Genomic DNA, 15769 nt, shown 5'->3' with positions numbered 1-15769 from the left:
TTATACCAGTGGCCCTACCCCCACGCAAGCTGGAAAGCCAGCAACGACGCGGGTTTCGGGCCATTGGACAGCGCGCGTCAATGCTTGACGCGCGCGTTTCCACTCGGTTTGGCCTTGCTGCGCACCGTGACACGCTGCGCACTCTTGCGCGCCTTCTTCGGTGCCAACGGACGCTCCAGCGCCAGGTCCAGGACTTCTTCGATGTACTTCACCGGCACGATCTTCAGATCGCGGGTGACGTTGGCCGGGATGTCGGCCAGGTCCTTGCGGTTCTCTTCCGGGATGATGACCGTGCGGATGCCGCCACGCAGTGCAGCCAGCAGCTTCTCCTTCAGGCCACCGATGGCAGTGACGCGACCACGCAGGGTGATCTCGCCGGTCATCGCCACATCGGCGCGCACCGGCACCCTGGTCAGCATCGACACCAGCGAGGTGACCATCGCCGCGCCGGCACTCGGGCCATCCTTCGGCGTGGCGCCATCGGGCACGTGCAGGTGTACGTCGTGCTTCTGCAGGAAGTCGCTGTCGATGCCGAAGCCGACCGCGCGCGAACGCACCACCGACAGCGCCGCCGACGCCGATTCCTTCATCACGTTGCCGAGCTGGCCGGTCAGGATCAGCTGGCCCTTGCCCGGCACCAGGGTCGATTCGATCTGCAGCAGGTCGCCACCGACTTCGGTCCAGGCCAGGCCGGTGACCAGGCCGATTTCATTCTCTTCCTCGGCACGGCCGAAGTCGAAGCGACGCACGCCCAGGTACTTGTCCAGGTTCTTGCTGGACACGCTCACCAGCGCCTTCTTCTTCGCGCCCTTCTTCGCCTTCGCTGCCGGCTGCGGGCCAGCCAGCGCGATCTCCTTCACCACCTTGCGGCAGATCTTGGCGATCTCGCGTTCCAGGTTGCGCACGCCCGATTCACGCGTGTAGTAGCGCACGATGTCCTGGATGGCATCACTGCCGATCTCCAGCTCTTCCGGCTGCAGGCCGTTGGCCTTGACCTGCTTCGGCACCAGGTAGCGGGTCGCGATGTTGAGCTTCTCGTCCTCGGTGTAGCCGGGGATGCGGATCACTTCCATGCGGTCCAGCAGCGGGCCGGGAATGTTGAGCGAGTTCGAGGTCGCCACGAACATCACTTCGGACAGGTCCAGGTCCACTTCCAGGTAGTGGTCGTTGAATGCGTTGTTCTGCTCCGGATCGAGCACTTCCAGCAGCGCCGAAGACGGATCGCCACGGAAGTCCATCGACATCTTGTCGATCTCGTCGAGCACGAACAGCGGGTTCTTGCTGCCGACCTTGTTGAGGTTCTGCACGATGCGGCCCGGCATGGAACCGACGTAGGTACGGCGGTGGCCACGGATTTCGGCCTCGTCGCGAACGCCGCCCAGCGACATGCGCACGAACTTGCGGTTGGTGGCCTTGGCAATGGACTGGCCCAGCGAGGTCTTGCCCACGCCCGGCGGCCCGACCAGGCACAGGATCGGGCCCTTCATCTGCTTCACGCGCGACTGCACCGCCAGGTATTCAAGAATGCGCTCCTTGACCTTCTCCAGGCCGTAGTGGTCGGCATCGAGCGTATCCTGCGCGACCTTCAGGTCCTTGCGCACCTTGCTGCGCTTCTTCCACGGCACGCCCAGCAGCCACTCCAGGTAGTTGCGCACGACGGCGGCTTCGGCCGACATCGGCGACATCTGCTTGAGCTTGTTCAGTTCATTGCGCGCCTTGGCTTCAACCGCCTTCGGCATGCCGGCCTCGGCAATCTTGCGGGCCAGTTCTTCCAGCTCGCCCGGCGCGTCGTCCAGGTCACCCAGTTCCTTCTGGATGGCCTTCATCTGTTCGTTGAGGTAGTACTCGCGCTGGCTCTTCTCCATCTGCGACTTCACGCGGCCGCGGATGCGCTTCTCCATCTGCTGCACGTCGATCTCGCCGTCGACCAGGCCGACCAGCATCTCCAGGCGGTCACCGACGGCCAGCGTTTCCAGCAGGCGCTGCTTGTCGGCCAGGCGCACGCTGATGTGCGCAGCGATGGTGTCGGCCAGGCGCGCCGGCTCATCGATGCCCGACAGCGTCTGCAGCAGCTCCGGCGGCAGCTTGCGGTTGGTCTTCACGTACTGCTCGAACAGCGACATCAGCGAGCGGGCAATCGCCTCGACCTCGCGCGCCTCGCGCTCGTCGGTGGCGTCGATCTCCACGGCCTGGCCATGCAGCGAGCCGTCGCGCTCGTCGACGTGGGTGACCTGCACGCGCGACAGGCCTTCAACCAGCACCTTGATGGTGCCGTCGGGCAGCTTCAGCAGCTGCAGCACCTGCGCCAGCGTGCCAACCTGGTAGAGGTCGGCCGCATGCGGGTCGTCGGTCTCGGCCGACTTCTGCGCCAGCAGCAGGATGCGCTTGTCCGCCTCCATTGCCTGTTCGAGCGCGTGCATGGACTTGTCACGGCCGACGAACAGCGGGATGACCATGTGCGGGAACACCACTACGTCGCGCAGCGGCAGGACCGGCAGGTCGAGGGTTTCACTTGGGGAACGGGCCATGGGGGCTCCAGGGAAGGGGGAAAACCGCCTCCGGGAGGGCATCTTCCGGAGACAAAAAAAGCCGATGGCCCCGTTATGGGGCCATCGGCTTTCAGATGCAAGGCATTCCTTGAAAATCCTTTCCAATCAACAACCTGGAAGGATCACTCGGCGCCTGCGGCCTTCTGTTCAGGGGCCGCCGGGGTCTGGTAGATCAGGTACGGCTCGGACTTGTGCTCGATCACCGATTCGTCCACGACCACCTTGCTGACGTTCTCCTGCGACGGCAGGTCATACATGGTGTCCAGCAGGACCGATTCGACGATGGTGCGCAGGCCACGGGCGCCGGTCTTGCGCTTGAGCGCCTTCCTGGCGATGGCCGACAAAGCGTCCGGACGGAACTCCAGCTCGACGTTCTCCATCTCGAACAGCTTCTTGAACTGCTTGGTGATGGCGTTCTTCGGCTCGGTCAGGATCTTGATCAGGGCCGGCTCGTCCAGCTCCTCCAGGGTCGCGACCACCGGCAGGCGGCCGACGAACTCGGGAATCAGGCCGAACTTGATCAGGTCTTCCGGCTCGACTTCCGCCAGCACCTTGCCCACTTCCTGCTTGCGCTCGCTGCTCTTCACCTTGGCGCCGAAGCCGATGCTGCCGACGTCGGTGGAACGCGCCTGGATCACCTTGTCCAGCCCGGCAAACGCGCCGCCGCAGATGAACAGGATGTTCTTGGTGTCCACCTGCAGGAATTCCTGCTGCGGGTGCTTGCGGCCGCCCTGCGGCGGAACGCTGGCCACGGTGCCTTCGATCAGCTTCAGCAGGGCCTGCTGCACGCCTTCGCCGGACACGTCGCGGGTGATCGACGGGTTCTCGCTCTTGCGCGAGATCTTGTCGATTTCATCGATGTAGACGATGCCCTGCTGCGCCTTCTCGACGTCGTAGTCGCACTTCTGCAGCAGCTTCTGGATGATGTTCTCCACGTCCTCGCCCACGTAACCGGCTTCGGTCAGCGTGGTGGCGTCGGCCATGGTGAACGGCACGTTGAGCAGGCGGGCCAGGGTCTCGGCCAGCAGCGTCTTGCCCGAACCGGTCGGGCCGACCAGCAGGATGTTCGACTTCGCCAGTTCGACGTCGTCGTTCTTCTGCCGGCTCTCGATGCGCTTGTAGTGGTTGTACACGGCCACTGCCAGCGTGCGCTTGGCACGGTTCTGGCCGATCACGTACTGGTCGAGGACCTCGAGGATCTCGCGCGGCTTGGGCAGCGAACTGCGCGCCGACTGCGCCTTTTCCTCAAGTTCCTCACGGATGATGTCGTTGCACAGCTCCACGCACTCATCGCAGATGAACACGCTCGGACCCGCAATCAGCTTGCGCACTTCATGCTGGCTCTTGCCGCAGAAAGAGCAGTAGAGGATCTTGCCGGTGTCCGTGGAACGACCTTGGCGGTCTTCGCTCATGCTTCGCTTACCCAGTTACCCCCCCGCTGAACGGGGGTTCGATTCGAGAATAGCACAGGGCCGAGGGGACACCAGTCCCACCCGACCCTGCAGGAACGAGGCCTCCCTGGCCCCGTGAAGGCCGGTCAGCCGGCCTGGATCGACTCATCCGGACGACGCTCCAGGACCTGATCGACCAGACCGTAGGCCTGCGCCTCGAAGGCGCTCTTGAAGTTGTCGCGCTCGGTATCACGGGCGATCGTCTCCAGCGACTGGCCGGTGTGCTTGGCCAGCACCTCGTTCAGGCGCGAACGCAGGGTCAGGATCTCGCGCGCGTGGATGTCGATGTCGGTGGCCTGGCCCTGGTAGCCACCCAGCGGCTGATGGATCATCACGCGCGAGTTCGGCAGCGCATAGCGCTTGCCGGCTTCGCCCGCGGCCAGCAGCAGGGCGCCCATCGAGGCGGCCTGGCCGATGCAGGTGGTGCTCACATTCGGCTTGATGTACTGCATGGTGTCGTAGATCGCCATGCCGGCGGTGACCACGCCACCCGGCGAGTTGATGTAGATGTTGATGTCCTTTTCCGGGTTTTCCGATTCAAGGAACAGCAGCTGCGCCACCACCACGTTGGCCATGTGATCGTCGATCGGACCCACGAGGAAGATCAGGCGCTCCTTCAACAGGCGCGAATAGATGTCGTAGGCACGCTCGCCGCGGCTGGTCTGCTCGACCACCATCGGAACCAGGTTCAGGGCTTTGGTTCGGTTGTCCATTACGTGAGGTACCTATCTTGGGGGCAACAACCCCGCGCCGGCAAAGGCGCGGGGCATCCGGTGATCCGCCCGGGCTTACTGGCGGATCGCGTCCTGGAACGACAGCTTCTCTTCGGTGTGCTGGGCACGCTCGGCGATCCAGTCGATCACCTGCTCTTCCATCACACGGTTCTGCAGGCCAGACATCAACTGGGGGTCGTTGCGGTACATCTCAATGACCTGCTCCGGCTCTTCGTAGGTCGAAGCGATCAGACGCATCGTTTCATTCAGGCGCTTGGCTTCCAGGCGCAGGTCGTTGATGCGGGCCACTTCACCGACCAGCAGGCCGACCAGCACGCGCTTGGCGGCAGCGTCCTTGAAGCCTTCGTGGGCATCGGCCGGGATCTCGCCGACGTTCTGGCCGTTGCGGCGCAGCTGCTCGACCTGCTGGGCCAGCATGGCGCGGGCTTCGTTTTCGACCAGGCGCGGCGGCATTTCGACCGAGGAGTAGGCCGCGATCAGCTGCTCGCCCACTTCGCGGCGCAGGCGGTTCATCAACGCACCCTTCAGCTCGCGCTCCAGGTTGGCGCGGATGTCGCTGCGGAACTGCTCCACATCGCCGCCCTTCACGCCGAAGCTCTTGATGAAGGCTTCGTCGACCGCCGGCACGACCGGCTCGGAGACCTCGGTGACCTTGACGGTGACCTGCACGGTCTTGCCGGCCAGCACCGGCACGCGCCAGTCAGCCGGGAACTCGACGTCCAGGGTCTTCTCTTCGCCCTTGGCCAGGCCGACCAGGCCCTTCTCGATGGTGTCGAACATCATGCCCTGGCCGAGCACGATCGAACCCTTCTCGGTGCCCTCGGCCGGCAGGCGCTCTTCGCCGGCCTGCGACCAGGTTTCCACCGCGACCAGGTCACCGTCCTGCGCGCCACGGCTGACCGGGGCCCAGGTACGGCGCTGGTTCTGCAGGTTCTCGATCATCTGGTCGATGTCGGCGTCGGTGATCTCGGCGGTATGGCGCACGACGGTCAGCTTGCTGACGTCGATGTCGCCGAAGTCCGGCACCACTTCCACGGTGGCGACGAAGGAGAACTCACCCTCGTCGCCCTTGTCGATGCGCGGGCTGCCGACGATGCGCAGGTCGTGCTCGCGCACGGCTGCATCGAAGGTTTCGCGCAGCAGGCCGTCCAGCGCCTCGCCACGGACCTGCGCGCCGAAGCGCTGCTCGATCACCTTGGCCGGCACCTTGCCCGGGCGGAAACCCTTGATGCGGGTGGTACGGGCGATTTCGCCGAGGCGGCCGACGATGTGGCTCTGCAGACGCTCTTCCGGCAGCGAGAAGCTCAGGCGGCGTTCCAGGTTGCCGGTGGATTCGATCGAAGCTTGCATGTTGACTCCTGCCACCGGTGGCCCAGGCCCCCGGCTCGATGATTGGGATGAAACGGTTGTAAGGACGCGACGTCTGGGACGCGCCTGCTTGCCGCAGCCCTTTAGTTTCGCCCAATTCGGCTTGCACTGCCAGCGCGTGCCGGTCAAGGGGGGCGCAGATGGCCCGATCAGGGCGGGGACAGGCCGGCACTGGTGCGAAAGGGGGGACTCGAACCCCCACGCCTTGCGGCACTGGAACCTAAATCCAGGGCGTCTACCAATTCCGCCACTTTCGCGTGGCCGGCGCAGGTGTTCATTGTCGCAGGCGATGGCGGGAAGCGGAAGGCCTGCACAAAACTGAACATGGCAATGGTGCGCAGCCCGCGCGTTGAACCACCCCGGCGAGCGCAAGCTCATCCGGGGTGGCGGGGTTCACTGCTGCGGCCTGGCCTTGGCCGACGCCGTATCGGCACCCTGCCCGGCTGCAGGATCCACCTTGCGGATCTCCACGCCCCCGTCGCCGGTGCGCCGCAGGGCCGCCGGCTCCGGCGTGGCCTTGCGCACATCCACCGAACCATCCGCATTGCGCTGCACGTCCACCGCATCGGGCAGGGCCTCCCGCTCTGCCGGCTGAGCCGGCTGCATCTGCATGGCCTCACCGACCGGGCGTGCAGGAGCGCTCTCCGTGCCAGCATCGCGTTCGACGGTCTGCGCGGGATCGTCGGCGGGCGCGCAGGCCGCCAGTGCCAGCAACGCGAAGGAAACCCACAGCGTGCGGTGCAATCGATTGATATGAGCCATCAACATCGTCCTTCGTGCATGCGCCGTCGGCGCGGAAGATCCATTGGGTGCGATGCAGGACGCGATGCGGTGAGATGCAGCGCACAGCATTGAAAACACTGATGACGTGTATGCCGCTGATTTCAGCATTGCTTCAGTCGATCCACGCCAGGCGTGGATGAAATCCCCCAGCGAACAGGCAAGAAAAAAGCCACTTGGCGGACCAAGTGGGAAGCTGCCGCGCATTCGCGCCGCAGCCCCACGCTTTGCGCGGCAAAGCGCGGGCCCCACTTCATCAGCCGCCACATCCCCGCGGCTTCGCCGTGCCCCCTTGACTCAAGGGGGCTCCACTCCAGCCAGCACCGCTGGCATCTGCAGATACCCCTCAGCGAACAGGCAAGAAAAAAGCCACTTGGCGGACCAAGTGGCTTTTGTCTGGTGGGCTGTCAAGGATTCGAACCTTGGACCTATTGATTAAGAGTCAACTGCTCTACCAACTGAGCTAACAGCCCGAAATCGGGGCGCGAATTATGACCCGATCCGCTGGGTGGGTGCAAGCACTTTTTTCAACGTGGTTGAAACCAGCACTGCGGGGCCCGCTCCTGCTGCAGATCCACGCCAAACGGGTTCTGCAACGCGTGATCCATCGGAACGATGGGAGTCACACCTATAAGAAAAAAGCCACCTGGCGTACCAGGTGGCTTCTGTCTTGGTGGGCCGTCAAGGATTCGAACCTTGGACCTATTGATTAAGAGTCAACTGCTCTACCAACTGAGCTAACGGCCCGTGAAACTCAGACGCACATTGTAGCGTGCCTTCTGTTTATTGCAATACCGTTTCGGCTGCGCCGATGCGGTTGAATCAGTGGGGTGGCTGAGGGGATTCGAACCCCCGACCACCGGAATCACAATCCGGTACTCTAACCAACTGAGCTACAGCCACCACTGAAACTTTCGCTCCATCGCCGATATCACTGACGCTGGAACCTTGAACATTGCCTGGGGACTTTCACCGAAGCTGCGGTCCGCCGAAGCGAGTCCGATATTCTGGTGGAGTCCTTGCGCTTTTGCAAGCACTTCTTCACATCCGTCGATGCGATCCCGGTGCTCGCCAATGGCGCGCCCGACAGGAATCGAACCTGTAACCGCCGGCTTAGAAGGCCGGTGCTCTATCCAGTTGAGCTACGGGCGCCCGAACCGGAACGGTGTCCAATCCGACGTGGCGTGGGATTGGTCGGGGTAGAGGGATTCGAACCCCCGACATCCTGCTCCCAAAGCAGGCGCGCTACCAGACTGCGCTATACCCCGGTCTTGCAATCCCCTCGGGTTGGGCCCGGGGAGTTGGTCATTGTCGCCAAGCGCGTTGGGAACTGTCAACGAAGGATGCACAGATCCCGGGCCTGCCACAACGCCGAAAGCAGTCATCGGCTATGCTGACGCCCATCGGCCGGATGGCCGTCCCGACCTTCATTCGCACGGAGAACACGCATGCGCAGCGGCAACCCGGCTCTTTCCGAGTCGACTTTCCTCGACCTCGCCAGTGGCTCGGTAGTGACCAGCCCCGACCAGGCCATGACCCTCAACGGCACCGCCAACAAGACCGGCATCCTGCTGCTGTTGACCGTGCTGACCGCGGCGTTCGCCTGGAGCCAGGCGGTCGACGAGTACGGCCAGATTTCCGGCAGCGCGAGCCTGTACGCCATCGGTGGCGCGATCGGCGGCCTGGTGCTGGCATTGATCACCATCTTCAAGAAGGAATGGTCGCCGGTCACCGCGCCGATGTACGCACTGGTCGAAGGCCTGTTCCTGGGCGCCGTGTCGGCCCTGTTCAACATGAAGTACCCGGGCATTGTGTTCCAGGCGGTACTGCTGACCTTCGGCACCCTGGCCGCCCTGCTGTTCGCATACCGCAGCGGCCTGATCAAGGCCACCGAGAACTTCAAGATGGGCGTGGTGGCCGCCACCGGCGGCATCGCCCTGCTCTACCTGGCCTCGTTCGTGCTGGGCTTCTTCAACATCAACGTGCCGGTGATCCACGACTCCAGCTGGCTGGGCATTGCCTTCAGCCTCTTCGTGGTGGTCGTGGCCGCGCTGAACCTGGTGCTGGACTTCGATTTCATCGAGACCGGCGTGGCCCAGCGCGCGCCCAAGTACATGGAGTGGTATGGCGCATTCGGCCTGATGGTGACCCTGGTCTGGCTGTATGTGGAGTTCCTGCGCCTGCTGTCGAAGATCCAGCAGCGCTGAACCAGGCAGAGCCATGAACGACAAAGGGCGCCTTCGGGGCGCCCTTTTCTCTTTGTAACGCGTGGCTGCATTTCCCGGCTAGCCAGCCACGCCAGCCTGTGCAGCGTAGTGCGCCGCAAGGTGTTCGACCAGCGCTCGCACCTTGGGCGCGAGCGCACGTGCATGCGGGTACAACGCGAAGTAGCGCCGCTGGCCGGCATGCCAGGCCGGCAGCACGCGGATCAGACGACCGGCGCGCAGATCCTCCTGCACGGTCAGCGCGGTGAACAGGCTGATGCCCATTCCGGCCAGCGCGGCGGCGTACAGCGCGGGCGTGGCATCCACGCGCAGGCGCTGCCCGGCTTCAACGCTCACGCTGGCGCCGCGCGGTCCCAGCAACCGCCAGGGCGGCATTGACGGCGTGGGACTGAAACCCAGCAGCGTGTGCTGCTCCAGATCCACAGCGTGCCGTGGCAGGCCATGGCGCGCCAGGTAGACCGGTGCGGCGACCAGGATGCGCGGGCAGCTGGCCAGCTCGCGCGCAACCAGTTGGCTGTCCGGCAATGAAGCTGCAATGCGCAGCGCCAGGTCGAAACCACCACCGACCACATCCACCACCTGATCATCCGCCGACAGGTCCAGCGTGACCTGCGGGTAACGCTGCAGGAACGAGGGCAGCCAGTGGGGCAGCTCCTGGCTGGCCACCACCTGCGGCACGCTGATCCGCACGCTGCCGCTGGGCTGCGCCTGCCCGGCGCGAGCACGATCATCCGCCTCCTGCAGGCGGTCCAGCAGCGTTGCCGCCTCGCGGTAGTAATCGCGCCCGGCCTCGGTCAATGACAGCCGACGGCTGTTGCGATCGAGCAGGCGTACCTGCAGGTGCTCTTCCAGCTGCCGCAGTTGCCGCGACATCGCCGAGTGGGTGGTCCCCAGGCGCTCGGCGGCCGCAGTGAAACTGCCCGCGTCAACGATGGCGCGCAGCGCACGCAGGGCGGCGAAGTGATCCATCGGCGGGCAGCTCCACGTGGCGGGGCCCACGGCATGCGGGCCCCGCCAGCTTATCAAGCGCCGTCACCGGCCTTGCGTACCGGCAGCGCGAGGATCGCGTCGGTGCTCATGACATCGCCGAAGGCGTCTTCGATCTGCGCCAGCGAGGCCTCATGCAGCGCGCGATGGCCGATGCGACGGCCGCCGGCCAGATCCAGATCGCGGCTGGCGCTGGCATCGGACGAGACGATCACCCGGTAGCCGCGCGGAGCCGCTGCCGCGTCGCGCGCAGCACCGGCCACGCAGGCGTGGGTCTGCAGGCCGGTGACGATCAGGGTGTCGATGCCGGCGTTCTTCAGCATCGGGTCGAGCACCGCGGCGGACGCGCCGGCGAATACGCTGACATTGTCCTTCTGCACCACGGTCTCGCCCTGGCGCGGCTGCAGGTCGCGATGGAAGGCGGCATTGACGCTGCCCTGCGCGAACAGGGGTGCGCCGGCCGGCAGCACGTGCTGGACATGGATCACGCGGATGCCGTGGGCATCGGCGAATTCGACTACCCGCCTGGCCTGGCGCAGTGCGGCCTCGCCATCGGGAATGACCATGCGGCCACCCGCAAAGCCTGGTACGGCCTTGGCATCGAAGTACTCGTTCTGGAAGTCGATCACCAGCACGGCAGTCTTCGCCGCATCCAGCGAGGTCGCGACCGGCGCACCCGCCATATGGCGGATGGTGGGATGGGCTGGCTCGGCAGCAGCAAGCGGGAGGGTGGCGGTCATGCCGATCAGGCTGGCCAAGCCGAAGGCGGTGAGGTTCATGTTCAAGCTCCGGTGCATTGGGAAGTGGGCACAGGATGCCGATCACATTACGCACGAACCAGCCGCCCAGCGGCACATGATCTGTGCGATATACGCACAGAAAATCCCCTGTAGAGCCACCCCATGGGTGGCTGCGGACCGTAGGGGCCCCGTCATCCACGCAGGGCGTGGATCTACCGAGCCAACCCACAACGCAACGGGGCGCCCGAAGGCGCCCCGCTGTGGATCCAACCGAGGTCGGCCGGCCGCTTACAGGCGGCTGGCGATGGCCTGGGCAAAGCTCATGGTGGTACCGGTGCCACCCAGGTCGCCGGTCAGCGAGTCCTTGGCTTCCATGGTCGCCACGATGGCCTTGCGCAGGCGCTCGGCATTCTCCGGCTGGCCGATGTGGTCCAGCATCTGCGCGGCCGCCAGCAGCAGCGCACACGGATTGGCCTTGCCCTGGCCGGCGATGTCCGGCGCGGTGCCGTGCACGGCTTCGAAGATCGCCGCGTCCTTGCCGATGTTGGCACCCGGAGCCAGGCCCAGGCCGCCGACCAGGCCGGCGCACAGGTCGGAGATGATGTCGCCGAACAGGTTGGTGGTGACGATCACATCGAACTGTTCCGGACGCATCACCAGCTGCATGCAGCAGTTGTCGACGATCATTTCCTGGAACTCGATGTCCGGGTACTGCGCGGCGACTTCACGGGCGACATTCAGGAACAGGCCCGAGGTCGACTTGATGATGTTGGCCTTGTGCACGGCGGTGACCTTCTTGCGGCCGGTGCTCTTGGCCAGCTCGAAGGCGTAGCGCACGATGCGCTCGGAGCCCTTGCGGGTGATGCGGGTGCCGGAGAAGGCGGTCTCGCCATCGGCCGACACTTCCTGGCCTTCGGCCAGGTAGGCACCTTCGGTGTTCTCACGGACGGTGATCAGGTCGACGTTGTCGAAACGCGACTTGGTGTTCGGGAAGGTGTGGGCCGGACGCACGTTGGCGTACAGGTCGAAGTGGCGGCGCAGGCTGACGTTGATCGAGGTGAAGCCACCGCCGACCGGGGTGGTCAGCGGGCTCTTCAGCGCGACCTTGTTGCGCGCGATCGATTCCAGGGTCACCGCCGGCATCAGGTCGCCGTGCTTTTCCAGGGCCACCAGGCCGGCGTCGGCGTCTTCGTACTCCAGGCCAGTCTTGAGCTGGTCGAGCACGAACATGGTGGCGTCCATGATTTCCGGGCCAATGCCGTCGCCGCGGATGACCGTAATTTTCTGCGTCATTGATCGATGTTCCGAACAGGGGGAAAAACGCCGTCCGGACGTGCCCGGAAACGCCGGCGCAAAGGAAGTTTCACCGGCAATTATGCCTGAGCCGGGGCCGAGGTCCCAAATAGACCATGGTCCCAGTCCCCGGCTCAGGCAGAATTGCCCGCGCATCCCTCCTCTACCCCCGCCTGTCGGCGCGCCCCTTCAACAAGAAGGGGCTCCTGGGCTGTTGGATCGCGGGACAGGCCCCTCGCGGGCCCGGTAGTGCCGGCCGCTGGCCGGCAACCCCGGCCATGTCGGGTTCAGGGGATGCCGGCCGCTGGCCGGCACGACCCTCAGTGCTCGTGCGCGGCTGGCGCGGCGGCGCCGCCTTCCAGCTGGTCGAGGAAGTCGACCGCGCGGCGCAGGTGCGGGATCACGATGGAGCCGCCCACCACCAGGCCGACCGAGAAGGTCTCGAAGAACTCCTCGCGGGTCACCCCGGCGTCCTTGCACTGGGCCACGTGGTAGCTGATGCAGTCGTCGCAGCGCAGCACCATCGAGGCCACCAGGCCCAGCAGCTCCTTGGTCTTCACGTCCAGCGCGCCGGCCTGGTAGGTCTGCGTATCCAGCGCGAAGAAGCGGCGCACCACCTGGTTCGGTTCGCCCAGGATGCGCTCGTTCATGCGCTTGCGGAACTCGGTGAACTCGGCGATGCGGTCCTTGCTGCCGTCGTCGGCCGCGCTCATGCCTGGCCCTGCCCGGCCAGCAGCGGCTCGAGCTTGCCTTCACGGTGCAGGGCCATCATGTCGTCGTAGCCGCCGACATGGACGTCGCCGACGAAGATCTGCGGCACGCTGGTGCGGCGGGTCAGCGCCATCATCTTCTCGCGCTCGGCCGGGTCCAGGTCAATGCGGACCTCGGTCCACTGCTGGCCCTTGCTCTTCAGGAAGTTCTTGGCGGCCACGCAATACGGGCAGACGGCAGTGGAATAGATGGTGATGGCGGGGGCACCGCCGGCGGTCTGGGCTGTCACGGGAAACTCCACGATGGATCGACGGTCTACATATGGTACCGGTGCGCTGGAATTTCCACGCCACGGCCGCAACACTGTGGATTAACGAATGGTTGCCCCCCGCCCTGCCACGCTTGGCGCGCCCCGCCCGAGGACCTTCTGCTTGCGAGCCCTGATGCTGACTACCGCCGTCACCCTGGCCCTGGCCATGCCGCTGGCCCAGGCCCAGGAGAAGCTGCCCGACATCGGCTCTTCGGCCGGCGAGCTGCTGACCCCGGCCCGCCAGGCCGAGTACGGCGCGATGATGCTGCGCGAGCTGCGCAACTACGGCTACCTGCTGGAAGATCCGCTGGTCAACGACTGGCTGCAGACCATGGGTACCCGGCTCGGCTCCAACAGTGACCAGCCGCGGCAGCCGTACACCTTCTTCGTGATGAACGACCGCCAGATCAACGCGTTCGCCACGCTGGGCGGCTACATCGGGGTCAATGCCGGACTGGTGCTGACCGCCGAGCGCGAGGACGAGGTCGCTGCGGTGCTGTCCCACGAAATCGCCCACGTCACCCAGCAGCACGTGCTGCGCGGTGTCGAGCGCGCCCAGCGCGACCAGATCCCGATCCTGCTGGGCATGCTGGCGGCGGTAGTGGCCGCCCAGGCCAGCAACAGCACGTCGTCCGGCAACGCGACGATGGCCGCGATCAGCTCGGGCATGGGCCTGATGCAGCAGCGGCAGATCAACTACACCCGCTCCAACGAGTCCGAGGCCGACCGCCTGGGCATCCGCACCCTGTCGCGCAGCGGCTACGACGTGGATGCCATGGCCGGCTTTTTCGAGCGGATGTCGGCAGCCATGCGCGGCAACGAAGGCGGCTACAGCGTGCCCGAGTTCCTGCGCACCCACCCGGTCAACATCACCCGCATCAGCGAGGCCAAAGCCCGCGCCGAGCAGATGAAGAAGGATACGGTGCTGCTCACCACCAGCACCCCCACCGGCGAGCGCAAGGAGCGGGTGGACCCGGCAGATCCCAGCCTGGGCGAGCCGCTGTTGCGCGGCAACAACCCGCTGCTGCCCGGCAGTGTGCTGCGCCTGCCGATCGGCCAGCTCAACCGTGGCGCCAGCGGTGACTTCGAGTGGGCGCGTGAGCGCCTGCGCGTGCTCAGCGCGGACTCCCCCCCGAGCTGGAGCGCGAGTACGCCGACCTGGCCAAGCGGCAGAAGGACGGCCTAAACGATGCGCAGCGCTACGGCCAGGCGCTGGCGGTGATGCGCGGTGGCCGTGCCGGTGCCGGCCAGGCCCGGCAGACCCTGGCCGGCCTGCTGCAGAGCCACCCCGGCAACCTGTGGCTGGCGCTGGGCCTGGGCGAGGCGGAGTCGCGCGCAGGCCAGGCGGCCCAGGCCAACAGCCGCTTCGAGCAGCTGCTGCGCGAACACCCCAACAGCCGCCCGGTGGCACTGACCTATGCCGAGATCCTGAACGAACAAGGCAGCCGCGAAGCCGGCCAGCGTGCGCAGGCAATGTTGCGCCCCCTGCTGTCGCAAAGCGGTAACGATCCGGTCTTCCAGCAGCGTTTCGCCCGCGCCAGCGAGTTGGCTGGCGACAGCGTGCGCGCCAGCGAGGCCTATGCCGAGGCCGCCTTCCTCAGCGGGCGGCCAGAACAGGCGCTGATGCAGCTGCAGGCGCTCAAGCGCAACCCGGCGCTGGATTACATCGGCCGCGCGCGGGTTGACGCGCGCATCGAATCGATCACCCCGACAGTGCTGGAGCTGCGCCGGCAGGGCGTGCAGGACCCGGACCTGGACCGCCGCTGAGCACCGCATGACCGGCCGATGGCAATCCAGGTCGGTTCCGGCCGGGTAGTCACAAACATGTCATCAAACCGTAGTCTACTGGCACCACTCCAGTAACCGAGCCCTACGGTGTCCTCGTGCAGAAACGCATCCTGATCGTCGATGACGAGCCCGCGATCCGTGAAATGGTCGCCTTCGCCCTTCGCAAGGGCGATTACGAACCGGTCCACGCCGGCGATGCCCGGGAGGCCCAGACCGCGATCGCCGATCGCGTTCCCGACCTGATCCTGCTGGACTGGATGCTGCCCGGCACCAGCGGCCTGGACCTGGCCCGCCGCTGGCGCAAGGAAACGCTGACCCGCGAAGTACCGATCATCATGCTGACCGCCCGCGGCGAAGAGAATGATCGCGTCGGTGGCCTCGAGGCCGGTGTCGATGACTATGTGGTCAAGCCGTTCTCGGCACGCGAACTGCTGGCCCGCATCCGAGCGGTCATGCGCCGCGCCCGCGAAGATGACGAGGACGGCAGCGTAGCCGTCGGCCCGATCCGTATCGACGGCGCCGCCCATCGCGTGTTCGCCAACGACCAGCCGGTGCCGATCGGCCCGACCGAATACCGTCTGCTGCATTTCTTCATGACCCATCCGAGCGCGTCTACACCCGCGCGCAGCTGCTGGACCATGTATGGGGCGGCAGCGTGTACGTGGAGGAGCGCACCATCGACGTGCATATCCGCCGCCTGCGCAAGACGCTGGAGCCGTTCAACGCCGAGAACATGGTGCAGACCGTGCGCGGCGCCGGCTACCGCTTCTCCACTGCTACCTGAGTCTCGTCGTGCCGGCACCGCGCACCTGCGGGTGCCGGTGCCGGCAACT

At 65.6% G+C, this 15769-nt stretch carries 11 protein-coding genes, 6 tRNA genes and 2 pseudogenes; 3 read left to right on the top strand and 16 right to left on the bottom strand.

Features of this window, described 5'->3' with window-relative positions; genetic code table 11:
• Window positions 1-77: 77 nt before the first annotated feature.
• The 11 genes from lon to DL544_RS04240 form a co-directional block, all read right to left on the bottom strand.
• A complete protein-coding gene (lon, locus tag DL544_RS04290; protein WP_005415470.1) occupies window positions 78-2528 on the bottom strand; it encodes an endopeptidase La in 2451 nt (816 codons plus the stop codon).
• A gap of 143 nt (window positions 2529-2671) precedes the next feature.
• Entirely contained in the window at window positions 2672-3961 is a 1290-nt protein-coding gene (clpX, locus tag DL544_RS04285; protein WP_004154600.1) for an ATP-dependent Clp protease ATP-binding subunit ClpX, read from the bottom strand.
• Window positions 3962-4086: 125 nt separating this feature from the next.
• Window positions 4087-4713, bottom strand: a complete 627-nt coding sequence (clpP, locus tag DL544_RS04280) for an ATP-dependent Clp endopeptidase proteolytic subunit ClpP (protein ID WP_004146318.1) — start codon at window positions 4711-4713, stop codon at window positions 4087-4089.
• A 75-nt stretch (window positions 4714-4788) separates the two neighbouring features.
• Window positions 4789-6084 (bottom strand): trigger factor, encoded by a 1296-nt coding sequence (gene tig, locus DL544_RS04275; protein WP_005415468.1) that lies wholly within the window; start codon window positions 6082-6084, stop codon window positions 4789-4791.
• A 190-nt stretch (window positions 6085-6274) separates the two neighbouring features.
• Window positions 6275-6359: transfer RNA gene (locus tag DL544_RS04270), tRNA-Leu, on the bottom strand.
• Window positions 6360-6495: 136 nt separating this feature from the next.
• The gene (locus DL544_RS04265) at window positions 6496-6864 is read right to left on the bottom strand and encodes a hypothetical protein (protein ID WP_139726773.1); all 369 of its coding nucleotides are present in this window, start codon (window positions 6862-6864) and stop codon (window positions 6496-6498) included.
• A gap of 415 nt (window positions 6865-7279) precedes the next feature.
• Window positions 7280-7355, bottom strand: a tRNA-Lys gene (locus tag DL544_RS04260).
• A gap of 198 nt (window positions 7356-7553) precedes the next feature.
• A tRNA-Lys gene (locus tag DL544_RS04255) sits at window positions 7554-7629 on the bottom strand.
• A 79-nt stretch (window positions 7630-7708) separates the two neighbouring features.
• Window positions 7709-7785, bottom strand: a tRNA-His gene (locus DL544_RS04250).
• Between the two features lie 172 nt (window positions 7786-7957).
• Window positions 7958-8034: transfer RNA gene (locus tag DL544_RS04245), tRNA-Arg, on the bottom strand.
• Between the two features lie 39 nt (window positions 8035-8073).
• A tRNA-Pro gene (locus tag DL544_RS04240) sits at window positions 8074-8150 on the bottom strand.
• Window positions 8151-8330: 180 nt separating this feature from the next.
• Between DL544_RS04240 and DL544_RS04235 the strand changes: the two genes are divergently transcribed.
• Window positions 8331-9089, top strand: a complete 759-nt coding sequence (locus DL544_RS04235; RefSeq protein ID WP_005415466.1) for a Bax inhibitor-1/YccA family protein — start codon at window positions 8331-8333, stop codon at window positions 9087-9089.
• A 78-nt stretch (window positions 9090-9167) separates the two neighbouring features.
• Here the strand turns inward: DL544_RS04235 and DL544_RS04230 are convergent, their stop codons facing one another.
• The 5 genes from DL544_RS04230 to grxC all read right to left on the bottom strand — a co-directional run bounded on the left by DL544_RS04230 (window position 9168) and on the right by grxC (window position 13127).
• Entirely contained in the window at window positions 9168-10076 is a 909-nt protein-coding gene (locus DL544_RS04230) for a LysR family transcriptional regulator (RefSeq protein WP_065179772.1), read from the bottom strand.
• Between the two features lie 53 nt (window positions 10077-10129).
• Complete coding sequence (locus DL544_RS04225) at window positions 10130-10873, bottom strand: cysteine hydrolase family protein (protein WP_065179771.1); 744 nt, start codon at window positions 10871-10873, stop codon at window positions 10130-10132.
• 249 nt (window positions 10874-11122) lie between these two features.
• The gene (locus DL544_RS04220) at window positions 11123-12127 is read right to left on the bottom strand and encodes an isocitrate dehydrogenase (RefSeq protein WP_139726772.1); all 1005 of its coding nucleotides are present in this window, start codon (window positions 12125-12127) and stop codon (window positions 11123-11125) included.
• 320 nt (window positions 12128-12447) lie between these two features.
• Window positions 12448-12840 (bottom strand): carboxymuconolactone decarboxylase family protein, encoded by a 393-nt coding sequence (locus DL544_RS04215; RefSeq protein WP_004154542.1) that lies wholly within the window; start codon window positions 12838-12840, stop codon window positions 12448-12450.
• On the bottom strand, window positions 12837-13127 hold the full coding sequence (gene grxC, locus DL544_RS04210) for a glutaredoxin 3 (RefSeq protein WP_004154541.1): 291 nt from the start codon (window positions 13125-13127) through the stop codon (window positions 12837-12839). Before grxC ends, DL544_RS04215 begins: the two co-directional genes overlap by 4 nt.
• Before the next feature lie 142 nt (window positions 13128-13269).
• Here grxC and DL544_RS04205 point away from each other — a divergent pair.
• A pseudogene (locus DL544_RS04205) lies at window positions 13270-14915 on the top strand (M48 family metalloprotease).
• Between the two features lie 116 nt (window positions 14916-15031).
• Window positions 15032-15720, top strand: a pseudogene (gene phoB / locus DL544_RS04200) (phosphate regulon transcriptional regulator PhoB).
• The last annotated feature ends 49 nt before the right edge of the window (window positions 15721-15769 follow it).

Source organism: Stenotrophomonas sp. pho, assembly GCF_006228405.1.
In the GTDB taxonomy this organism is placed as follows: Bacteria; Pseudomonadota; Gammaproteobacteria; order Xanthomonadales; family Xanthomonadaceae; genus Stenotrophomonas; species Stenotrophomonas sepilia.
The sequence above is the reverse complement of the archived record's forward strand: the minus strand, read 5'-3'. Positions and strand labels throughout refer to the sequence as shown.